This is a genomic window from Ditibartonella apihabitans, from assembly GCF_002007485.1.
Lineage (GTDB): Bacteria > Pseudomonadota > Alphaproteobacteria > Rhizobiales > Rhizobiaceae > Bartonella > Bartonella apihabitans.
Genome location: NZ_CP015820.1, coordinates 1,809,840 through 1,833,193 on the forward strand (window position 1 = coordinate 1,809,840; position 23,354 = coordinate 1,833,193).

15 protein-coding genes are annotated in these 23,354 nt (G+C 46.0%); 8 read left to right on the forward strand and 7 right to left on the reverse strand.

Going from position 1 to position 23,354, the window contains the following annotated elements; genetic code table 11:
- Window positions 1–63: 63 nt before the first annotated feature.
- Complete coding sequence (locus BBC0178_RS08170; RefSeq protein ID WP_077973598.1) at window positions 64–519, forward strand: tRNA (cytidine(34)-2'-O)-methyltransferase; 456 nt, start codon at window positions 64–66, stop codon at window positions 517–519.
- A gap of 108 nt (window positions 520–627) precedes the next feature.
- Window positions 628–1,542, forward strand: coding sequence for an oxygen-dependent coproporphyrinogen oxidase (hemF, locus tag BBC0178_RS08175; protein ID WP_078039783.1), 915 nt, complete (start codon window positions 628–630; stop codon window positions 1,540–1,542).
- Between the two features lie 223 nt (window positions 1,543–1,765).
- Here hemF and BBC0178_RS08180 read toward each other — a convergent pair whose 3' ends face one another.
- Both BBC0178_RS08180 and BBC0178_RS08185 read right to left on the reverse strand, forming a co-directional pair.
- The gene (locus tag BBC0178_RS08180; RefSeq protein ID WP_225868300.1) at window positions 1,766–3,019 is read right to left on the reverse strand and encodes a CCA tRNA nucleotidyltransferase; all 1,254 of its coding nucleotides are present in this window, start codon (window positions 3,017–3,019) and stop codon (window positions 1,766–1,768) included.
- Window positions 3,016–3,651, reverse strand: a complete 636-nt coding sequence (locus BBC0178_RS08185; RefSeq protein WP_188317717.1) for a CoA pyrophosphatase — start codon at window positions 3,649–3,651, stop codon at window positions 3,016–3,018. Before BBC0178_RS08185 ends, BBC0178_RS08180 begins: the two co-directional genes overlap by 4 nt.
- A gap of 173 nt (window positions 3,652–3,824) precedes the next feature.
- Between BBC0178_RS08185 and BBC0178_RS08190 the strand changes: the two genes are divergently transcribed.
- The 4 genes from BBC0178_RS08190 to BBC0178_RS08205 are packed head-to-tail and all read left to right on the forward strand — an operon-like array spanning window position 3,825 to window position 10,803.
- The gene (locus BBC0178_RS08190) at window positions 3,825–4,907 is read left to right on the forward strand and encodes an AAA family ATPase (RefSeq protein WP_078039786.1); all 1,083 of its coding nucleotides are present in this window, start codon (window positions 3,825–3,827) and stop codon (window positions 4,905–4,907) included.
- Between the two features lie 29 nt (window positions 4,908–4,936).
- On the forward strand, window positions 4,937–5,842 hold the full coding sequence (locus tag BBC0178_RS08195; protein ID WP_078039787.1) for a DUF58 domain-containing protein: 906 nt from the start codon (window positions 4,937–4,939) through the stop codon (window positions 5,840–5,842).
- Window positions 5,843–5,845: 3 nt separating this feature from the next.
- Window positions 5,846–8,680: a DUF4159 domain-containing protein gene (locus BBC0178_RS08200; protein ID WP_078039788.1), complete on the forward strand. Its 2,835-nt coding sequence runs from the start codon at window positions 5,846–5,848 to the stop codon at window positions 8,678–8,680.
- On the forward strand, window positions 8,677–10,803 hold the full coding sequence (locus BBC0178_RS08205) for a hypothetical protein (RefSeq protein ID WP_078039789.1): 2,127 nt from the start codon (window positions 8,677–8,679) through the stop codon (window positions 10,801–10,803). Before BBC0178_RS08200 ends, BBC0178_RS08205 begins: the two co-directional genes overlap by 4 nt.
- 1,087 nt (window positions 10,804–11,890) lie before the next feature.
- On the opposite strand, the gene BBC0178_RS08215 is transcribed toward BBC0178_RS08205, so the two are convergent.
- Window positions 11,891–12,409, reverse strand: a complete 519-nt coding sequence (locus BBC0178_RS08215; protein ID WP_418214917.1) for a GNAT family N-acetyltransferase — start codon at window positions 12,407–12,409, stop codon at window positions 11,891–11,893.
- 671 nt (window positions 12,410–13,080) lie between these two features.
- On the opposite strand from BBC0178_RS08215, the gene BBC0178_RS08225 reads away from it, so the two are divergent.
- Entirely contained in the window at window positions 13,081–13,800 is a 720-nt protein-coding gene (locus BBC0178_RS08225; RefSeq protein ID WP_149867454.1) for an OmpW/AlkL family protein, read from the forward strand.
- Window positions 13,801–15,548: 1,748 nt separating this feature from the next.
- On the forward strand, window positions 15,549–16,454 hold the full coding sequence (locus BBC0178_RS08240) for a metallophosphoesterase family protein (protein WP_078039796.1): 906 nt from the start codon (window positions 15,549–15,551) through the stop codon (window positions 16,452–16,454).
- A gap of 704 nt (window positions 16,455–17,158) precedes the next feature.
- Here the strand turns inward: BBC0178_RS08240 and leuA are convergent.
- The 4 genes from leuA to BBC0178_RS08260 all read right to left on the reverse strand — a co-directional run bounded on the left by leuA (window position 17,159) and on the right by BBC0178_RS08260 (window position 22,903).
- The gene (gene leuA / locus BBC0178_RS08245; protein ID WP_078039797.1) at window positions 17,159–18,856 is read right to left on the reverse strand and encodes a 2-isopropylmalate synthase; all 1,698 of its coding nucleotides are present in this window, start codon (window positions 18,854–18,856) and stop codon (window positions 17,159–17,161) included.
- A 374-nt stretch (window positions 18,857–19,230) separates the two neighbouring features.
- Window positions 19,231–19,806, reverse strand: a complete 576-nt coding sequence (locus tag BBC0178_RS08250; protein WP_078039798.1) for an NUDIX domain-containing protein — start codon at window positions 19,804–19,806, stop codon at window positions 19,231–19,233.
- An 8-nt stretch (window positions 19,807–19,814) separates the two neighbouring features.
- On the reverse strand, window positions 19,815–20,723 hold the full coding sequence (locus BBC0178_RS08255; protein ID WP_418214918.1) for a cation diffusion facilitator family transporter: 909 nt from the start codon (window positions 20,721–20,723) through the stop codon (window positions 19,815–19,817).
- Complete coding sequence (locus tag BBC0178_RS08260) at window positions 20,723–22,903, reverse strand: anthranilate synthase (protein WP_078039799.1); 2,181 nt, start codon at window positions 22,901–22,903, stop codon at window positions 20,723–20,725. Before BBC0178_RS08260 ends, BBC0178_RS08255 begins: the two co-directional genes overlap by 1 nt.
- Between the last annotated feature and the right edge of the window lie 451 nt (window positions 22,904–23,354).

Below are 23,354 nucleotides of genomic sequence, written 5' to 3' on the forward strand. Positions count from 1 at the left end.
TCATGTGTTTGATGGCTCCCCCTCCTCTTTACAATGGCGGGGTCAAAAGCCTATTCAACACGCATGACAGTTCGTATTGCACTTTTTCAGCCTGATATTGCCGGAAATACCGGTACAATTTTGCGTTTGGGCGCCTGTTTCGGTGTGCCTGTCGACATTATCGAACCGGCAGGTTTTGACCTTTCCGACCGCCATTTGAAACGCGCGGGCATGGATTATCTCGAAATTGCAACATTGAAGCGGCACATTGATTGGCAACATTTTCTGGCCGAACAGAAGGCTGAAAAGCGCCGCCTTATCCTGTTTACCACCAAAACAGATGCGCCCTATACCGGCTTTTCTTTTGAAGACAATGATGTGCTTTTGTTCGGGCGGGAATCAGCAGGTGCTCCCGATTATGTCCATCAAGCTGTCGACGCTGAAGTGACCATCCCCATGGTCAAAATTGCGCGTTCTCTCAACCTTGCGGTCAGTGTCGCCATCGGCGTTAGCGAAGCGCTACGCCAGATCAACAAATAGAGTTCATTCAATTAGTCGGCTAACTAATAATGAGTGGACAAAGCTGTTTTCAACCCTTATCTCTTTTCTAGAGTTATTCTAAACGATTTGACAGATTTAAGACGGATTATGACGAATAGAGACATTCCCGATGACATGCCTTCCGATCTCGAAGACAAGAAAAAGCGGGCTGAAGAGTGGTTCCAATCATTACGGGATAGAATTTGTAATTCACTTGAAAAACTGGAACGGGAACTGACGGGGCAATTTTCCAATTTTTCTGCCGGTTCATTTGTCAGAACCCCGTGGGAAAAACCCGGTGGCATGAATGGCGGCGGTGTTATGTCGGTCATGAAGGGACGGGTTTTTGAAAAAGCGGCTGTCCAGACATCGACTATTTATGGTGAGTTTTCACCGGAATTCAGACAAGAAATTCCCGGAGCAGAAGATGATCCGCGCTTCTGGGCAAGTGGCATTTCGCTTATTGTGCATCCGCAAAGCCCGCATGTGCCGACCGTCCATTTCAACACCCGCATGATCGTTACAACCCGCCAATGGTTTGGCGGCGGTGCGGATTTGACACCGATGCTTGCCGAACGGCGCACCCAGTCGGATGTTGATACTCAAACTTTTCATAAGGCGTTCCAATATGTCTGCGAACGCCACCCGACTGTTGCCGATTATCCGAAATTCAAGAGATGGTGCGACGACTATTTTTATTTGAAACACCGCAAGGAACCGCGTGGTGTCGGCGGCATATTTTACGACTGGCTCCATAGCAGCAAGGAAGCTGGCGGTTGGGAAGCCGATTTCAGCTTTACGCAGGATGTCGGGCGCGCTTTCGACATTGTTTACCCTTCGATTGTGCGTGAAAACTTCAATAAGCCATGGACAGAAAAACAAAGGAATGCCCAGCTTGTCCAGCGTGGCCGCTATGTCGAATTCAACCTTATTTACGACAGAGGCACTATTTTCGGGCTCAAAACCGGTGGAAATATCGAGAGCATTCTCTCTTCTCTTCCGCCGACAGTTAAATGGCTTTAGCCATTTAACTAAATCAAAACACTAAATGGCTTTAGCCATTTAACCAAACAAAAACCGAAATGGCTTTAGCCATTTAATTTGGCGAAAGCCCTGAAAACAGCTTTTACAGTTTTAAAAGATAAAAACCGGAATGGCGCCAAGGTTTTAAGAAAATGACAAGCTTGAAACGGCTTGTCATCTGTTACGCATGAAAGCAGGCAGGTGGCAAGGGCGCAATAGCCGGTTACGCCATTGCCATATCAAGGAGCGCATTCCGGTCCAATAAAAAGCCGCTTTCTACCCAGAGTTTTTCCAGCGCTTTAAGTTTGTGACCGATTGCGGGCCCCTCGGTAATGCCGAGTGGAAAAAGGTCCTTTCCGGTCAAGGGAAAAACCGGAACCTCATAATGCTCGGCCAATTTTCTGAGCCGCGTATAATGGCTTGCTTCAACAAGCGCATTGTCATTGCTCAAAGCATGGGCCCGTGCTTTCGAAAGTGCCAATGTCAATTCGTCGAGAATGGCCTGTTTGCCGTGATGGTAGACAAGCTTTTTGATTTCGATATCGGAACAATCATATCTGATCGGGAACATACGGGCGAAATCCATCAACCGCGTTTTTTCCAACTTGGAAAAGCGCAAGCGCTCGGCCATTTTTTTCAACCGCACTTCATCACGCGGAACAATGGAAAAAAGCCGCAATAACGGGTCGGCCGGAAGCCTCAAAACATGTTCGGTTTCAACAAGCGGACGGAATGCATCAATCCCCCATTTTTCAGTTTCCGGCAGGATAATTCCTAAAATTCCGGCTTGCCGCATCCACAAAAGCGCCCGCGTCGGGTCGGGAGCGGAAAGCATTTTTTTAACTTCCGACCATACCCGCTCGGCCGATAATTGCAAAAGTCCGTCTTTAAGGCGAACACAGGCTTTAAGAGCCTCCGCATCCGGACGCCCTTTGCCAACCCACGCATAAAGACGAAAAAATCTTAAAATGCGCAAGTAATCCTCGCGAATACGCTCCTCGGCTGTACCGATAAAACGCAATGTCTCGGTTTCGATATCGTCAAGACCGTTGACATCATCATAAATTTTTCCCTCGGCATCGGCATAAATGGCATTGATTGTGAAATCGCGCCTTTGAGCATCGGTTTTCCAATCGCGGCCGAAGACCACTTTTGCGCGACGCCCGTCCGGTTCGATATCGGCTCGAAGTGCCGTCACCTCATAGGAGTGGCCCTTGACCACCACCGTGATTGTGCCGTGTTCATAGCCGGTTGGCACCGCTTTAAAACCTTTTTCGCTTGTCCGTTTGATGATTTCGTCCGGCAAACAGGTTGTTGCAATATCAATATCGTTCACCGGATATCCTAAAAGCTGGTTGCGCACAGCACCGCCGACCACACGCGCTTCCTCGCCATTTTCCGAAAGACAATGAAGCAATTGTTGCAGCCCCTCATCGTGAAGCCACAAGGCTTTTTTAGCGATATTAAGCGTAGTCACCGGGATAACCTTTCTGCGAGCGAACGAATCATAGCCGCCGTTGCCCCCCATATATAATAATTCTTATAGGAAATTGCATAAAAGCTCAGTTTTTCCGTGCCAAACGGCTTTGAAATGATTACATAATTTTTGGGATCAAGCACAAAAGATAGCGGAACGGTAAATATTTCATCAACCTCGTTATCGTTTTTGGTAAATTCTACGCCTTCATGAATAAGGCCGACCACCGGTCGAATCTCGAAACCTGTCGCGGTATAGTGGAATTGCAGCTCTCCCAATTTGGTGAAATCATCCGGTTTCAGTCCTATTTCCTCATAAGCTTCCCGAACTGCTGTTTCCTCATCACTTTTGTCATGCGCTTCCCTTTTTCCGCCCGGAAAAGCAATCTGTCCGGAATGTTTATGAAGTTTTTCCGTTCGCTTCGTTAAAACGAGATTGGGGAACCCGGACACTTCAATAATTCCGACAAGCACTGCCGAGCGCTGCCATGAAGGACGGTCTTTTTTTTGTCTTGATTTGAAAAGGGGCGAAGAAGAACCTTGCGAATCTTGACAATTTTTCGAAAAATTTATTGGCTCGCCAAATTTTTTTATAACATCGTCGATAAGTAAAGGGGCATTTTTTGCATTCAATTTTTTAGAACCTTCTTGGCAAATTGTTGCTCGAAACTCTTTACACGCTTCATTTCTGTTATTTTTCTGTTACAAGCCTTGAAATAGTCATTGTTCAGAGATGAAGGTGGTGACAAATTTTATCACCGTCAATTCCAAACGGTTATGCAAGAGAAAAGTTCTGGGGAAAAGCCATGCGAAGCGCTTCTAAAAAACCATCCGAGCCCAAAAAAACAACAACCGGCGCATCCACCCGCAAGTCGCCCAGTAAATCGGCTCCCGAAAAAGCAGCCAAAAATGACCCTAACGCAATTATTGCCGATTTTGACACAATCAAAAAAACGTTCGACACTTTGCGCACCACAATTGACAAGATTGTCTTCGGCCAAAGCAATGTGGTTGAAAACAGCATTATCACCATTCTCTCCGGTGGGCATGCACTGCTTGTCGGCGTTCCGGGACTTGCCAAAACCCGCCTTGTCGAAACATTGGGAACAGTTCTCGGACTTGACCAAAAACGCATCCAGTTCACCCCCGATTTGATGCCGTCCGATATTATCGGTTCCGAAGTTATGGATACCGACAAAAACGGCAAGCGCGCTTTCCGCTACATCAAAGGGCCGGTTTTTACCCAGCTTCTGATGGCTGACGAAATCAACCGTGCCTCGCCCAGAACCCAATCGGCGCTTTTGCAGGCGATGCAGGAATACCATGTCACTGTTGCCGGCGAAGAATATGATTTGCCGAGCCCCTTTCATGTGCTTGCAACCCAGAACCCGCTTGAACAGGAAGGAACCTACCCGCTTCCGGAAGCCCAGCTTGACCGCTTTCTCATGCAAATCAATGTCGATTATCCGGATGTTGACACCGAACGGCGTATTATTATTGAGACAACAGGAAATAAGGAAGAAACCATAAAACCGGTTCTCGACGGGGAAAAACTCAATGCCATTCAGGAAATGGTGCGGCAAATGCCGATTTCCGAAAAAGTCGTCAATGCCATTTTAAAACTGGTTCGCTCTGCCCGTCCCGATGCCGACAACGAGCATGCCAAAAAACATATTGCCTGGGGGCCGGGACCGCGTGCTTCGCAAGCGCTTTCCTTATGTACAAGAGCACGTGCTCTCTATCAGGGGCGGCTTGCACCCTCGGTCGATGATGTCAAAGCTTTGGCAATTCCCGTTTTACAGCACCGCATGGCATTAAACTTCACAGCCCGCGCAGACGGGATTACGATTTTTGAAGTCATCAACAATCTTGTCGACAAGATTGACTAACCGGAAAAGAGAGACGGCGAAAACAGATAATGGCGATTGCTCGTGACATAGTTGCAGAAACACCGAATGACCTTGCGGCGAAAGCACGCATCCAGTCGGCCAAATTGCCTGACCTTCTCATCGAAGCGCGGCATATTGCCAATACACTTGTCAGTGGTTTTCACGGCCGTCGCAAACGCGGAACCGGCGACAATTTCTGGCAATTCCGTCCCTATGTGGAAGGCGAGCCGGTTTCGCGTATTGATTGGCGCCGCTCTGCTCGTGATGACCATATCTATCTTCGTGATCGTGAATGGGCTGCGGCCCAGACTGTCTGGATACTCCCCGACCAATCGGCATCCATGCACTATCAATCGCGGTTTTCCCCTATTGCCAAAGATAGCTATGCCATGCTCATGGCGCTCACACTTTGTGACTTGTTTGCCCGTTCGGGAGAGCGTGTTGCTGTACCGGGGCTTATGGCACCAACAAGTTCACGCAATGCCGCCGAAGAAATGGCTTTGAATTTTGCAGCTCTTAAAGAGCCTTATGAATATGGTCATTTTCTGGATATAAATCACCATTCCCATATGATTATATTGAGTGATTTTCTTGATGATCCGGAAGAAATCCGCAAAAAATTTGCGTCCCTGACAAGCGCCAATGTTACTCAACATTTTGTTGAAATTTGTGACCCTGCAGAGGAACGTTTTCCCTATCATGGACGGGTGGAATTTTTTGATCCGGAAACCCGTCAACATTATCTTGCCGGACGCTCCGAAACATTTCACGATGCTTATCTGCGCCTTTATCAAGCACGCCGTCAAAGCCTTACGGATTTTGCCAAAATTTCCGGTTCAAGCTACCATATCGCTCCGACAGACAAGAAAATGAGTACAGTTATACTGGCACTTGCCGCGATGGTCGGTCAGGCGTCGGGCTACAGGAGAGGATGAGTTATGGGGTTTGCTGCACCTTTTCTCCTGTTTTTTCTGATTGCGCTACCGGCTATCTGGTGGCTTTTGCATGTCACGCCACCTGCTCCGACACGTGAAATTTTTCCGCCTTTGCGGCTTTTGTTGAAAATTGCCAATCATGAGGAAACGCCGAACCGGACACCATGGTGGTTGCTGCTTTTGCGCCTTCTTATGGTCGCACTGGTCATTTTCGCTTTGGCTGACCCAATTTGGCGGCCTGCCACAACCGTGTTGTCAGGCAATGCCCCCCTTGCTCTTGTCATTGATAACGGCTGGGCTTCGGTTCATGACTGGGATAAGCGGGTTGATATTGCGCTTGATCTCGTCAATCAGGCAGAAAAGGCAAAGAAAACAATCTATATTGCGGCAACAGCCGACAATGACAATCAGGACATCCGTGCATTAAACAGTAACGAGGCAGAAAAGCTCCTTCATACAATGCGCCCGCTTTCTTTGCCCACGCATCGCCGTTCTGTCATCAATAAACTGGCGGCTGCGCTGAAAGGCGAAAAAGCCGATATTGTCTATCTGTCCGACGGCTTGCAAATGGTCGAAGATGATGAAGCCTTCAGCCCGCTCATGAACCTCGCCGATCGCGATATTCTGGTTTATGATCGCGATATATCCGATCTTGTTGGCATCACTTCAACCAAAAACGATAATGGTGCACTTGCCGTTGATCTTATCCGTGCCAAAGGAGACGGTGAAAAAATTCTGTCTCTGGGAGCCTATGACGGTGAGGGACGGATGATTGCGGAAACCGAAACACGTTTCGAAGACGGGGAAACGTCTACCGTATCCGCTTTCAATTTACCCGTTGAAATGAAGAATGATATAGCGGCTGTCAAAGTAAACGGTCAACATGACGTTGCAGCCACATATCTTTCCGATGCAAGAAATCATATTTATCGGGTGGGGTTGGTTTCGCCTTCTGCGCGCGAATTGGCTGAACCCCTGCTTTCCCCCTTCTATTATATTGAAAAGGCCCTTTATGGCCGGGCCGATGTTTTAACCACAAAAGGTCAATCATTCGAACAGGCAATCAAAACATTGATAAACTTCGGTCATCCTTCGACGATCATTCTGGATGATGTCGTCAATATGCCCGAGGTTTCACAGCAACAACTCAACCATTTTGTCGAACAGGGTGGTACGCTTATCCGCTTTGCCGGCCCCAATCTTGCCAGTAACGATAATGAAGACATACTTCTACCGGTTAAATTGCGTCATGGAGAACGTCAATTAGGCGGCGTCATGTCTTGGGCAACACCGCAAAAACTTGCGCCTTTACCGAAAACAGGCATTTTTTCCGATCTTGCCTATCCGGAAGATGTCACTGTTTCACGGCAAATTCTTGCCGAGCCGAGCCCCGAACTTTTTGATCATACATGGTTAAGTCTTGCTGATGGCACACCGCTTGTCACTGCGCGGGCACGTGGTAAAGGCATGTTGGTCTTCATCCACACCTCGGCCGGTCCGACATGGTCAACCTTGCCGCTTTCCGGTTTTTTTGTCGAGATGATGCAAAAACTGGTTCAAACAGGAGAGCTCGCACAAAATGTACAATTCCTCTCCAAGGGCAAGGAAAATATTGTTCGCGAACCATGGCAGGTTATCGATAGTGATGGCTCTCTCGTTCCTGCTCCTTCGACAGTTGCACCACTCAGCTTGAATGACAAAACCGAAGCTCTTCCTTCGTTTAATCATCCACCCGGATTTTATGGCCAGAAAAATAATCTTTATGCGGTTAATCTCCTTGATAAAGAAGACAGTTTTTTACCTTTGAATAGCGAAATTTTTTCCGGTAAAGTTCATCTCATGGACTATTCGGGCGATGTTGAAAAGCATCTGGGCGGGCTTTTTCTGGCATTTGCCATCATGCTTTTTGCACTTGATACATTTATCACGCTTTATTCCGGCGGATTATTCGCCAGTCAAAAGCGGTTTTTCCGGAAAACCTCATTTTTAATGTTGGGCTTATGTTTTACCGGTGCCTTCATCCTCGGGCAAATGGGCACACCAAACCCTACTTTTGCCGAAAAACTTTCGGCTAATGACGCTGCTATGGTGCAATCGGCGGGGAAAACCCGTTTGGCTTATGTAATAACCGGCCTTGATGATATTGACGATACGAGCAAAAACGGGCTTGAAGCCTTGAGCCAATTTTTGCTGACCCGCACCACAATCGACCCCGGTCCAGTCGCCGGACTTGATCTTGAGCAAGATGAGCTTGCCTTTTATCCTTTGATCTATTGGCCGATCGACGCAAAATCGCCCATGCCTTCCAAAGCTGCGATTGACAAAATCAACGCTTATATGAATGAAGGCGGGACGGTTCTTTTCGACACCCATGACCAGATTGAAACGGGCATGGATTTGAATGGTAAAACCACGGCGAATAACCAGCGCTTGCGCGATATTCTCTCCGGCCTCAATATTCCTGCACTCGAAGAGGTGCCGCCTGACCATGTGATTGCACGATCATTTTACATTATGCCCGATTTTCCCGGCCGTTACAGAGGCTCGCCCTTGTGGATTTTATCATCGGCTCTGGGCGGCAATGACAAGCGCCCGATCCATGCAGGCGATGGCGTAAGCTCTATTCTTATCACCGCCAACGACTTTGCCGGTGCCTGGGCACATGATGGCAAAGGCTCATGGAAATATCCCCTTGTTCCCGATGACGATATGCAACGGGTCTGGGCTTTTCGTGGTGGTCTCAATATTGTTATGTATGTTCTTACCGGAAATTACAAAGCCGATCAGGTCCATGTACCGGCACTTCTCGAACGTTTGGGGCAGGAGAAATCACGATGAAGCAGTCTCTTGCATTCGAACCTCTTCTTTCATGGCCAATCAGTCTTACTTTAATCGGCCTTGCATTTTTGTTGGTTGCTGCCGCACTTATTCTGCGTAAAAGAGGTGCGGCTTTACGGGCTTGTGCTTTGGCAGCCCTGTCACTTGCCCTTCTCAACCCTGTTATGATCGAGGAACAAACAGAGCCGCTAAAAAGCGTTGTCGGTATTGTTTTAGACAAAAGCCAGAGCCAGAATTTCGGCACCCGTTCAAAAGACAGTCAGGATGCGATAGCCGCATTAAAAACCGAGCTTTCCAAACATCCCGAATTCGAACCCCGTTTCATCAATGCAGAAGCTATATCCAATTCGAATAATGGCAGCGAAACAAAATTATTCACTCCTTTGAATGAAGCCATTTCCGATGTTCCGCCTGCCCGTTATGCAGGCACAATTCTGGTGACAGACGGTCAGGTTCATGATGTCGATCTGGCCTCTTCCAATACAGCCGGCGAAAAACCGGTCAATACATTGCTGACCGGTGAACCAGACGAATATGACCGTCAAATAAAATTTGTTGATCCGCCACGTTTCGGAATTACCAACAAGCCTTTTAAAATAAGGTTTGAAATAGCTGACAAAGGCAAAGTACCCGCTTCTGCCGATAAAGCGCTTGTCGAGCTCAAGGTCAACGGTAATGTTGTCTATCATGAGAGCGAAGAGACAAATCGGGAAATCGAAACGGAAATCACTCTTCCCCATGCGGGCAAAAACATTATCGAAGTGACAACCTCTCCTCTTGATGGGGAGTTGACCACGGTCAATAACACTGCCGTCACCATTATCGAGGGTATACGTGAAAATTTGCGCGTTCTCCTTGTTTCAGGCGAACCGCACAACGGGGAACGGACGTGGCGTGACCTTTTGAAAAGCGATCCCGGTATCGACCTTGTCCACTTTACAATTCTTCGCCCTCCCGAGAAAGCCGACAATACACCGCTCAGCCAGCTTTCACTGATTGTCTTTCCGACGACCGATCTTTTCGTCAACAAGATTAACGACTTTGATCTCGTCATTTTCGATCGCTATCAGCACTATAATGTATTGCCATTGATCTATTACGACTATGTAGCGCAATATGTGAAGAATGGTGGTGCATTATTGATGGCAACGGGGCCTGAATTTGCTGGTGAAAATACACTTGCTGAAACACCGCTCATAAGTGTTTTACCGGCTTTGCCAAGTGGCGAGGTCATTGAAAAACCGTTCACTCCGTCAATTACCAAAGCCGGAATGCGCCACCCTGTGACCCGTGGGTTGACCCATGTGACGGAAAAAGATGAAGAAAATACAAAGCGGGAAACGGTAGAGGGAAATTGGGGAAAATGGCTCCGTCAGATAGCCGTTCAGGATACCTCGAATAGCACTGTCGTCATGAATGGCGCTGATAACCGCCCACTTATGTTGTTATCCCATATGGATAAAGGCCGCGTTGGTATGTTGCTTTCTGACGAAGGCTGGCTATGGGCGCGCGGTTTTGAAGGTGGTGGCCCCTATGCGGCTCTCTATCGCCGCATGGCCCATTGGCTCATGAAAGAACCGGAGCTTGAAGAAGAAGCGTTGACAGCCTCCGGTGAAGGTAATCGTCTTACCATTCGCCGCCAGACCATGGCTGATCAACCCGACATTGCCACTGTTCATTTTCCGTCAGGGAAAACAAGCGATGTCACTTTGCAAAAACAAGAACCGGGTGTCTTTGAAGTGAGTCTCGATACCGACGAAATCGGCCTTTTTAAAGTAACGAACGGGGATAAGGAAGCTCTCACACATATCGGCCCCATCAATTCGCCCGAATATGCCGAATTGATTTCGACAGATGAAAAACTTCGCCCGCTTGCCAATAAAACAGGCGGAGCAATTATCCGCTTGCATCAAAAGCAGGGTGATAAAATCGAACTTCCCTCAATCGACGTTCAAAAAGGGCAAAACAGTGATGCCGTTAAAAACCGGAACCACATTGTCCTTAACGAAGCTACTGAAACAAGACTGGTCAACACATTTGCCCTTCCTCTTTTCAATGGTGTTCTGGCCCTTGTCGTTTCACTCTTTCTACTCGCGAGCCTTTGGTATAGAGAAGGTCGTTAAATTAAAAAACGACCTTCCGTGACTTGCCTTATGATAAGTTTTTAAACATCATGAGCTTGCTCGACGATTGATAAATATCAATCGTATTGTTTATAAATATTGCCTGATTGTTCGATCAATTTGTTTACGATACCGATTTTCTGTAACTCTGCCCAATCCGGTAAAGTGAAAACGATTGCAGTTTCTTGATAAAATTTGAAAACCGCAAAATCACGGCAAAGGTGTTCCGAAGAAAAAGTCCGGCCTTATAACAGGAAAACAGAGCGACCAGAATGTTCCTCGCCAATAGACCACAATAGGTCCCGATAGCTCCTAATGGCGCACTCGCCCCCGTATAAAAGAAATTTTTAAACTGTATTTTTTCTTTGCTTGTTTCAGACGCTTTGCTGCGCCGGAGGCAAAAACTCGACAGAAGTCCCTAGTGATAGAATTTTGACAACAGCACTTCAAAGGCATTCATTAAAAATTGTCTTCAAACCTGCATTGGTGCATTCAATCATATCGGCAATCATAATTTGTCCGATATAAAGTGCCTTTCCAATATAAAAGGATTGAAATTCCGGTACCAGCCCGCCTCTCTTCAACCATAAAGAAATACGATAGGCATATAAAAAGCCGACATACGAAATTCGGTTGGAACCAGTTTTTTAGTACCTGCCTTTCTTTATCTCACGCAAAATGAATGAAAGCAGCAATGATCTTGGCGCCATAAGGCCGGTTTTTACCAATTCTTTCTTTTTACCAATTCTTTCTATGTTTTAAACCTTTCATTGCTTGGAACACCCGTTCGAACGGCAACTATTGATCAAAAAGCTTCCCGTATTTCCCAGTTTTATGTTTCCTGCTTTCGAACCGGCATAGAACGCGTGTCTCACGCTCGCGATTTTTTGGTAACCGCTTCGGGCTTTTTCGCAAGTGTTGTCATAAGGTTGGCCGAACAGCAGGACTACGAGAAATCGTATATCCTTGTTTGACAAGCTCACTGTTTGGATAAGCTCACTGTAATCGGCTTCGTTCCCACTGAAAATATTCAAGCAAAAAACAACGGGGTGCCGAACCATTCCACCCCGATTTTTCAAACATAAAATCAAGCTTGCCTTTTGGACTGGTTTTTGTTGAGAACAAGACCTGTCGCTTCGTCCATTGCTCCCTCGGACAGTTCCAATGCCAAGAGCCGTTCCGGATTAACCGGCGCCGGCATTATTATTTTCCCGTAAGCTACTTTAAAAAATCCGAAACGGCGATAATAAGGTTCATCTCCGACGAGGAGAATGAAGGGAACATGCTTTTCTTTAGCCTGCTCTATTGCGTGCCGCATTAACAAGCTTCCAAGTCCAAGACTTTTTGTCTTGGGCGATACAACAATCGGCCCGAGGAGATAGCCATTGGCATTGCCCACGACAATCGGCGTCATGCGGACTGTACCGACAAGATCGCCACCCAATAAAAGAACAAAAGAAAGACTTTTGTCGTGGCCGCCTTTTTCGCGAATAAGATGAGCGGCACGCGTAAAACGGGCGGGACCAAAAGCCTCTCTGTTCAACTCTTCGATGAATTTTTCATGTTCCGATGTCTCTGCCATTATGGTGACATCGCTTTTCGACAATTCAGGAGCTTTTGCGTCGTCAGAATGAGACAACAATTCTTTTGCAGCAGAATTTTTTTCCATGAGATGACCCGAAAGAAAAATAAGACAAACAAAATCAACGGTTAAAAATACCAAAACTCCGGCAGTTCATCGTCGTTGATTTGCATAACACATGTTTGTCTACTTTTCCGATGGGCATTCTTATGAATGGCTGTGAATGGCGCTTCTCTTGACCCGAGCTTTCGAGCCTCTGGCCATTGTCAAAAAAGTTCGAAATAATCTTCGATCCCTTTTCAACATTGAAATAGTTAGCGAGAAAAAAACATGAAATCAATCACATTTATCAGCATCTATATTTCAGATTGACAGTTTTGTCGCTTATAGAAAATTCCAACCGGCAATTTTATCAGGAATAAATCGAGATATTTGATTGTAACAATAACAAAATTGCCGCGAAATGATTCGATCTTAGTTAAAGATGAGTTAATATTTCTGGTTGGATTCATTGATATTTTTCCACAGCCCCGAATTTTTGTTGCAATTATGATACAGTTGCACCTCAAACAAGGCGATAAAGGGGCAAAAAGGCGATTGTTTGATTCAAATCAATGGATATTTCCGCTTAAATAGGTTTGAACAAATACAAATTACAGTTGTGAAACATGCACCGCTTTTTAGGAGACATAGATATGAAGAAATTGATCGGTAGCAGTATCGTTGCCATCGCAGCAGCACTCAGCTTCTCAGGTTCAGCTTCGGCTGCCGATGTTCAGAGTGCAAAGCCTGTTGTTCAGGAAGCCCAGAGCCCTTGGCAGATCCGCGTTCGCGCTCTCGGCGTTGTACCGCGTGACAAAGGCCATGTTAACCAGATCCATGGTTCTGACCTTGACTTCTCGAGCACAGTCATTCCTGAACTCGATATCACCTACTACTTCACCAACAACATCGCTGCCGAATTGATTTTGGGTACAACCTATTCGTCAATTGACGGTCAGGGTACATTGCACGCAGCAGGTGCTGGCAAGCTTGGTAAAACATGGATTTTGCCTCCGACCCTTACTCTTCAATACCACTTCACCAATTTCGGCGCATTCAAGCCATATATCGGTGGTGGTGTTAACTACACAATCTTCTACAACGAAGATGCTGACCACAATTCAGCCGGCGTTGGTTTGAAAGACCTCGACATCGACAACACATGGGGCGGCGCTCTCCAAGTTGGTTTCGACTACATGCTTGACCAACACTGGGGCTTCAACTTTGATGTCAAGAAACTTTACCTCCGTCCGGATTTCGACGGCAAGTTGAATGCGGCTACAGCCGGTGCTTTGAAAATGGATGAACACATCAGCGGTAAAGCAAAGCTTGATCCTTGGCTGATCGGCGCTGGTGTAACCTATCGCTTCTAACAAAGGCGGGGGCTTGATAAAGTAAATTGAGGGGGCTTGGTTTACTTTTCACAAAAAAGGACGCTATTGAGCGTCCTTTTTTTGTGCCTGCTTTATTTTTGATCACGCTTTCCGAAAAATCGACCTCTGTGACGAAACCGATCGCTGTGGAACAATCAACCTCAGTGGCGAAATCGACCTCCGTGGAGAAATCGTTCTCTTCTGCGAAATCGGCGACAATTTCCGACTAACTTTTCTCTTAAACGTTACAAAAAAGCTGCTTTGCCAAAGGGAGACGTTTTATTTGCAAGCTTTGGCAAGCTTCACTTTGTTCGATAAAATTTCTCGTTAAAAATCTCATTATCTGTTTTCCTCAAATCGGAAAATCAGAATGGCTGATATTTCATGGAGGGCGTTTAGAACAGCTTTCACTGAAAACTATTTCCTCCGTCAACAAACAATCTCCGCTTAATTGCCCTCCCCCTGAAGACACAGCAATTACGCTTCCGGTTAAATAGAATAAGTACATTTTTCTTGGGAAAGAATTCAATTTTTCCGTAAAAAATGTGCAACCGGCTATTTCCTGAATGCGTTATTTTTTAAAAAATGCCGGTTATTTAATAGAACTGTTCGCTCTATTGCCGATGTCATGCTCTTCCCCAAATAATTTATGCGTTTTTCCGGGAAACAAGTTTGTCCATTCATCAACAAGCTGATGAATTTTGTTGATACTGCTTTTTATTGGCTGGTTTTTAATGAGCTGGATTTTTTTATAAGCAGACTTTTTTAATAGGCTGGCTTTTTTATACGTTGCTTTTTATCAGGCTTGCTCTTTCGCTAGCATATCCTATTATCGTCGTTCATTCTCATCTCTTCTGCCAAATCAATAATGCATTTATTTACACAAATGTATTTTAACCTCATCTTTCCGGTTATCGCATCAATTTGGCCTTCAAGGAAGTTGATCATGCTCCGGTTCAAAAATTCAAATGAAAACGCACAATATTGCAATGCATTATCAAAGCCTAAAGGGCATTTTTAATCTTTTGAAGGACGGTATCCATTTTAACAGTGAATATCTATTGACGTGGAGTTAAATCGCCGCGCCATTAAACACGACGATAAAATGAACCGTCTTTCGCCAAAAAATTCAGTGACCAAAACCTGAACCGGCCACAGCCTTTATAAAACAAGTCTATTTTCGATAAAATTTTTTGTCTGCAAAACCGGATGTCTTTCGCCATGCCGGTTTTTCGACATGATTATGAAAATTGATATAATTGTTTACAAAACCTTCGAGGCTCTTTCAAAAGTGTTGAAAGTTTCCCCATTCCCACTGCCGCCGTTAAGTTCAAAAACCGGTTGTTTCAAAAATAAAATCCGGTTCAATTTCGTTTGTTCTCCTCTTTTGAAAGGCAATGGGACTGGCTCGCTTAGCTTTCCGGAAAAGCGCTTATGGTTTCGAACACAGAAAGTCGAGAGCTTAAAAAAGTTCAGGGCTTTAAGGTTTCATCAATCGCATTGAAACTGGTTTCCCCATTTTTATTGCCGCCCGATATGTTCAAAAACCGGTTGTTTTTAAAAAAGCAACTCCCGTTGCAGTTTGATATTTTTTATCTTTCAAGGATTTCAGATCAATAATTGTCTCTTTTTGCTGCTATTTATAGCTTTACAAGCTATTCCCCACGTTTATTTGCCATCTTTGTCTTTATAATCTTTTCTTTCCGGACCGTTGTTGTTTTTTTGTTGCCTATTTTTATTGTCTCGCTATGTTCAGTGGAATGTTTCACTTGGCTCATATATCCGACATTCATTTGTCGCCGCTTCCTGCCCCTCGTTTTTTCGAGCTCATAGGAAAGCGTTTAACCGGTTATATTAACTGGAAGAAAAACCGTACCGGTGAAATGGGACGGCAAACACTTGATGCTTTGATGGAAAGTATCAAACAAAAACAGGCTGACCACCTCGTTATTTCCGGCGATCTCGTCAATCTCTCTTTGCCGAAAGAATTTGCTGCTGCAAAAGACTGGCTTGTGGCGCAAGGCCCTGCAAGCGATATTTCGCTGACCTTCGGCAATCACGATGCCTATGTGGGGGGTGCTTTCAGAAAAGCTTGCAAAACCTTTCGCCCGTGGATTACCAGCGAAGAAGCCCATGCATGGAGTGCCGTTTTTCCCTATATGCGTGTTCGTGATCAGGTGGCTATTATCGCGGTTTCTTCAGCCATTGCCACACCGCCTTTTTTCGCAACCGGACGTTTTGATAGCGCTCAGGCCTATCATCTGGCTGATCTTTTACGTGAAGCAAAAGAACGCAATCTTTTCAGAATGGTGATGATTCACCACCCGCCCTATAAAAATGCAACTTATTGGCATAAAAAATTATGGGGCATTGAGCGTTTCCAGCGCGTCATTAAACAATATGGTGCCGAACTTATTCTCCATGGACATACCCATGTTCCCTCTCTTGAACATATTGAAGGGAAAGAACGTGACGTTCCGGTTGTTGGTGTTGCTTCTGCTTCACAAGCCTTTGGCGGCAAAAAGCCTCCTGCCAATTACAACTGGTTTACAATCGATGGAGATTGTGAAAGCTGGCATTGCGGTCTTGAACGCTATACTATCGTCAATAAAGAGAACGAAATCCACTGCACCGAAAAAGTCCCGCTTTTTTAGTGCATTTGAGCTAAAGAGCTGAAAGCAACTTTGCTGTAACCACCTTAAACAGCCAATTTAAAATAATTCCGGCATTTAAAATACGCATAGCATTAAAAATAAGGATAACGCGGCAGGAATGGGAGTTTTACTCCGGACCTTCCCGTTGTGACGGGGGGCATATGCGAACAAAAGCAAAGCCTTGGCCTTGATGATGTTGATCACTGGGCATTCATGTCTATCAATTGCCGGGGCGCATTAATAGATATTTCGCGTGATTAACAGGATTCCTCTGTTTTTCCCGACTTTCGTGGCGATTGTTTTGTTACTCAGGTGAGGCGCGATTGCGCCCGAACGGTTTTTCTTTATTTTTGCTTTTTTTAAGTTCTGATTTTCGTGAAAAATTAAAAACGCGTGGTTTGCCCCCTCTTTTCAGAGGCCCCAAAAGCCGTTTTGAGATAGTGAAGGGCGATAAGTAATTTGGCGTGTTGAAGGCTACAGAAGTTTTTTGGAGTAATGAGACAGCTTAACCGTTATGAAGTGGTGAGATACATAAGCGTTCTGGAATGGCCTACTGACGAAAATGTTTCCTGCTTCTTCTGGCAATTTGTCAAAGGACGGTTACTATTCTCGCGTTATCACGATTTTCGAGAATTTAGCTGGGTTCGAGAACTTAACGGGCGGCAAGATCAAGACAATATGCCCTTGTTGCCGCCCGAAAAACATTAAAGTTTCAACCGGTTAACCGCCGAAACGATAGCATCGAGCGAGGCTGTTGTAATGTTTTCATCAATAGCAACGCCGAATATTTTGCCTTCCGGATAGGCTATTTCCATATAACAAATGGCTTTTGCATCCGAACCGCGTTGCAAAGAATGTTCCGAATAGTCAACAACCGAAAGCTTTTTATCAAGATATTTGGAAAAAGCATTGATAAAGCCGTCCACCAGACCGGTACCGCTTCCCTTGATGGTTTTTTCTTTTCCATGATCGGTAATTGTTGCGGTCACATCAATGCGACCTTTTTCCTTCGGATCTGCTTTGGTTTTATAGTCGACAAAGCCGAAACGGCCTTTATCCTGTTTGACATAAGTCTTGACGAATTCGTCATAAATCCGCTTCGACGGCAATTCTTTGCCTTCTTCATCGGTAATATGCTGGATAACATCGCGAAATTCGATTTGCAAAGCGCGCGGCAGGTTCAGACCGTAATCGGATTGCAGAATATAGGCAATGCCACCTTTGCCCGATTGCGAATTGATGCGGATAATGGCTTCATAGCTTCTGCCAACATCTTGCGGGTCAATCGGCAGATAAGGCACTTCCCACAAAGTCTTGTTGGACTTTTTCATTGCCTTCATGCCCTTATTGATCGCATCCTGATGCGAACCCGAAAAAGCAGTATAAACCAATTCACCAACATAAGGGTGGCGCTCCGGAATTCTGAGCTGGTTACAATATTCATAGACTTCCTTGATTTTCTCGATATTCGAGCAATCAAGTTTCGGGTCAACCCCTTGGGTAAACATATTCAACGCCAGAGCGACAACGTCCACATTGCCGGTGCGTTCGCCATTTCCAAACAGTGTGCCCTCCACGCGGTCGGCACCGGCGAGCAGGCCCAATTCGGTGGCTGCAATGCCGCAACCACGGTCATTATGCGGGTGCAAAGAAATCAGAACACTGTCACGCCGGTCAATATTTCTCCCCATCCATTCGATTTCGTCGGCATAGATATTGGGAGTCGACATTTCAACCGTGGAAGGCAAATTCAAAATCATTTTATTGTCGGGCGTCGGATTGACAATTTCGATGACGGCATTCGAAATTTCCAGCGCAACTTCAAGCTCGGTACCGGTAAAACTTTCCGGTGAATACTCGAAACGATAATGTTTACCGGCTTTGGCAGCCATATCCATGACCATTTTTGCAGCATCGGTCGCAATTTTTTTAACGCCTTGAACATCTTTTCCGAATACAACCCGACGCTGCAATTCACTCGTTGAATTGTAAAAATGCACAATCGGGTGGTTGGCTCCTTCCAGCGCCTCGAATGTACGGGTAATCAATTCCGGACGGCATTGCACCAGAACCTGCAAGCTCACATTTTCAGGAACATTGCCATGTTCGATACACCAGCGCGCGAAGTCGAAATCGGTTTGCGAAGCCGATGGAAAACCGATTTCGATTTCCGGAAAGCCCATTTCCAAAAGCAGGCGGAACATGCGTTCTTTACGGTCTTGTCCCATAGGGTCGATCAAAGCCTGATTGCCATCGCGCAGATCGACAGAACACCAGATTGGCGCTTTTTCGATGCGTTTGTCAGGCCATGTACGGTCTTTCAATGTCACTTGCGGGTAAGGTTGATATTTTTGCGATGCTGTCGGCATGCCTTTTTGTGAAAAATTCGGGGAAATACTCATAGTTTATGCTCGTCTGAAACACCGGTTACCGGTTGATATTTTAAAATGAAGATTGTTGAAGAGGAGCATTTACGCCGGCAGATTACGACCGCCGGGCGCCCCTCACCGGCCCCGGCAGTCGCTCATAAGCCCGAGAAGAAGCAAATTTGAAGGCAAAGCACAAAAGCCCGCATCGCTGATGCGGTCAAAATCCAACAATTTTTGTGCGCCATAATTTTTCATGAGCGAAAATATGACATAGCTTTTTTTCAAGTGCAACCCGTTTTATCAAAGCTTCACCGGTTCGTGTTCAAAATTGCGCTTCTTGCCACTCAAGGCCATGCTTTTCGTGATTGAGACCTAAAATTCAAGTCTTGCAATTCAATAGGCACGGTTCACAATTTCAATCGGTGACTGAGCTCGTTAATCAACAGAGCTGTCTTCATGTCATTGATTTGTCCTTTGTCGTTAAGCTTGATTGCCTCTTCAACACTCATTTCAACAATATCGAGATTTTCTCCTTCATTGGCGAGCCCTCCGCCTGAAAAACGGTGGTCTTGCGGGCGATAGCGGGCAAGGTAAAGCCAAAGCTGCTCGGTTGAAAATCCCGGGGTTGTAAAGCCTTTGAAAACAAGTTCGAGATTGTGTATCTGGTAGCCTAATTCCTCTTTTGCCTCACGCAGCATGGTTTCATCGGCCGATTCGTCTTTTTCTATGTGGCCGGCACAAGCTTCCAGCACATACATGGAACCGGATGCAAGATAGACAGGTGCACGAAACTGCTTGACAAAAAGCACTGTTTTTCTTTCCTCGTCATAAGGCAAAACGGCAGCACCATTGCGATTATGGTAGGTTTCACGCTTTACTGTTCTCCATTCGCCTGCAGCATCTTGCTGCTCATAGGAAACGGCTGTCAGTTTTGTCCAATGGTCGGATAATACAGTTTCTTTCAAATTTCTGATTTTTAACATAATGCTCCTCATGCAATGGGAACGGCAGTGGTTCCCTTTGGCAGTTTTGCTTCCTCTTCCGGTTCGATATGAATGACAATACGTGCCTTTTCGATTTCTTGTTTCAGAGCATCTTCTATTCTGTTGCATATATCATGGGCATCTCCTACCGTCATTTTGGAAGGAACCACCAGATGGAATTCGATAAAGGTTACTTGACCGGCCACACGTGTGCGCAAATCATGCGCTTCAATAGCACCGGCTGCATGGCTTGAAATAATATCCCTGATGCGCATTGTCTCTTCAAGCTCGACACCGACATCCATCAAGCCCTGTACCGAATTATTGATAACCTTCCAGCCTTGCCAGAGAATGTTCAAGGCCACAATAATGGCAAGCACAGGGTCAAGAATGGCCCAACCGCTGAAAATTGCGGCAAGAAGACCGGCCAGCACACCAAAAGAGGTAAAAACGTCGGTCATCAAATGCATGCCATCGGCTTTCAATGCCGGAGAATGGGAAATCCTGCCCTGTTTTATTAAAACCAAAGCCCAAATTGCATTAATGACACTGGCAATGAGGTTGATTGCGAGCCCATAGCCCGGTTGTTCAGGCAAATGGGTCGAGGTAAGCAAAGGCCATGATTCATGCAAGATCATGATGGCGGCAACAAAAATCATTGCCCCTTCAAGAATTGCCGAAAAATATTCTGCCTTGGTGTGGCCGAACGGGTGATCGTTATCGGCCGGTTTCATGCTGATAAGGATGGCAACATAAGCAGCAATTGCCGCAATGACATTGACAATCGACTCCAGCGCATCGGAATAAAGAGCCACCGAGCCGGTGATATAATAAGCGAAATATTTGAGCGCAAAAACAACAATGGCAACAGGGATAGACCATATTGCCAATTGTTTCAGCCTTGAATTCGCATCTATCATTGCCATGCCTTCTTAATTAGTCTTGAAACAACATTTTCAATGATTGCCATTCCGACATTTCCACCGAGGCTCATAATTGATTCGGGATGGAACTGAACAGCGGCAATCGGCTGGCTTTTATGTTCGATTGCCATAATAACACCATCTGCGGTTTCTGCTGTCACGTTAAATTCGGAAGGCAAGCGGCTCGGGTCGGCAAAAATCGAATGATAGCGGCCAACCGTTATTTCTTTCGGCAAATCCTTAAACAGCAGGGTTTTGCCGGTAATATGAATGCGCGACGGTTTGCCATGCATCGGCTGATCAAGCACCCGAAGGCTGCCGCCGAAAGCTTCTGTCAGTGCTTGAAGCCCCAGACAAACGCCGAAAATCGGAATTTTACGCGCCCTTGCTTTATTGATTGTGTCTTCACAGTTGAAATCTTTCGGTGTTCCCGGCCCCGGTGACAAAACAACAAGATCGGGATTGACCGTTTCAAACACTTTCTCATCAACCGGACTTCTCACCGTTGTTACCTTGGCGCCCGTCTCGCGGAAATAATTGGCAAGCGTGTGCACAAATGAATCTTCATGGTCGACAAGCAGGATATTAACTCCCGTTCCGGGTTTTTCTTTCTCCTGCCTTACGGCCTTTGGCAAAGGTTTGGCACTGTCACGAATGGCGGCAATCATGGCAGACGCTTTGAGCTCTGTCTCTTTTTCTTCATCTTCCGGATTGGAATCATAAAGCAATGTTGCGCCCGCCCTCACCGATGCCACACCATCCTTAATGCGCACTGTGCGAAGAGTGAGCCCCGTATTCATGTCGCCATTAAAGAAAATCATGCCGATAGCGCCGGCATACCATGCACGCGCACTTCTTTCATGATTTTCGATAAAACGCATAGCCCACAATTTCGGTGCACCGGTCACAGTCACTGCCCATGCATGAGACAAAAAAGCATCGAACGCATCAAGGCCATTCCGCAAGCGTCCCTCAATATGATCAACTGTGTGAATAAGGCGCGAATACATTTCAATTTGCCGCCGCCCGATGACCCTCACCGAACCCGGTTCGCAAACGCGACTTTTGTCATTACGGTCAACATCCGAACACATGGTCAATTCCGACTCATCCTTTTTGGAATTGAGCAAAGCCAATATCTGCTCGGAATCGGCAATAGCATCCTGCCCGCGTTTGATTGTTCCGGAAATCGGGCAGGTTTCAACCCGCCTTCCGGTCACCCGAACATACATTTCAGGCGAAGCGCCAACGAGATATTCCTGTTCTCCGAGATTTATAAAGAAAGAATAGGGAGACGGATTGGTAAGTTTCAATCTTCTGCTGATTGCCGAAGGACTTGCCGGGCAAGCTTCATAGAAAGTTTGCCCCGGCACCACCTCGAAGAGGTCGCCGCGCTTGAAACTTTCCTTGGCTTCCCTCACCAGAGAAGCATATTCGCCCTTTTCATGATCGCCTTTTTGCGGAACGGCTTTGGCGGCTTTAAACGGCTTTTCTTCGGTAGAACGAACTAAACCTATGGTTGTTTTTTCTCTTCGAGAAAATTCGTAATTCTCTATCCATGCGCGCGCCGAATAATGGTCGACAATGAGAATGGAATCCGGCAAATAAAGCACCATATCCCGCTGGTCGTCAGGACGTTTGATTTTAAACTCGATGGGCTCGAACTGGAACGCAAGGTCATAGCCGAAAGCGCCGTAAAGGCCAAGACTCTGGTCTTCTGTCGAATGGAAAATATCGCAAATAGCCCGCAACAGGCTAAAAACCGATGGCATACGGGAGCGTTCTTCCTCGCTGAAGACACGACCCGGTTTTTTGACCGTAATTGCCAATTTGTTGGAGGTGCGCTCTGTTGCTTCCACCGCGTCGAGAATTTCAAGGCGTGGCTCGATCATATCAAGGATGATTTGACCGCGCTCGTTGAGCGCCTCGATTTTCATGTGGCGCCCGCGCGAAGTAATGGCAATTGGCGGGTCGATAATGCCGGAATCCCAGCGTGTATAGCGCCCCGGATATTCATAATTCGATGAAAAAATTGCCCCACGGTGGCTATCAAGTGCATCAACCATTTTGTCGATTGCACTCTCATAGGCAATATCCTCGCAAGAACGGCTAACTTTTATGTTCCCTTTCGTGCGGTATTCAAAAGCTTTTTCACCAGCCATATTCTTTTCCATATTTGAAACTCCGTCCTGTTTTGAAGGTCACCACCGGAACGGAGTATATAAAAAAGGCCGCCCGGTTTTCCGTCGCGACCTTGTCCTGAATTTTACGCACAAACAAGCTGAGGCCGCTAGAAGCAACCCCACCACCAGATCATGAATGTACGTTTATTGTTCATAAGAGTCCTTTTAACCTGTCCGATATTCTATAGCAACAGAAAACAGCAATAATGAAAAAGAGATGAGCTTTAATCTCTTTTTGTCAAGAATAGAGGATGAGCTAATTTTTGACCGGTAGCGCTCTTCCCGATAATGAAAACGCATCCCGATAATGAAATCATTAAAATTTGCCTCGCGCTGCCATTGTTTGTCCGACACTATCGGGTTTATTCACCCGCCTTTTGAACAATCATTTTTTTGGCTAAACGTCTCAGCCTTTTCTTCTGTGCTGACGGAAATGCTTTTT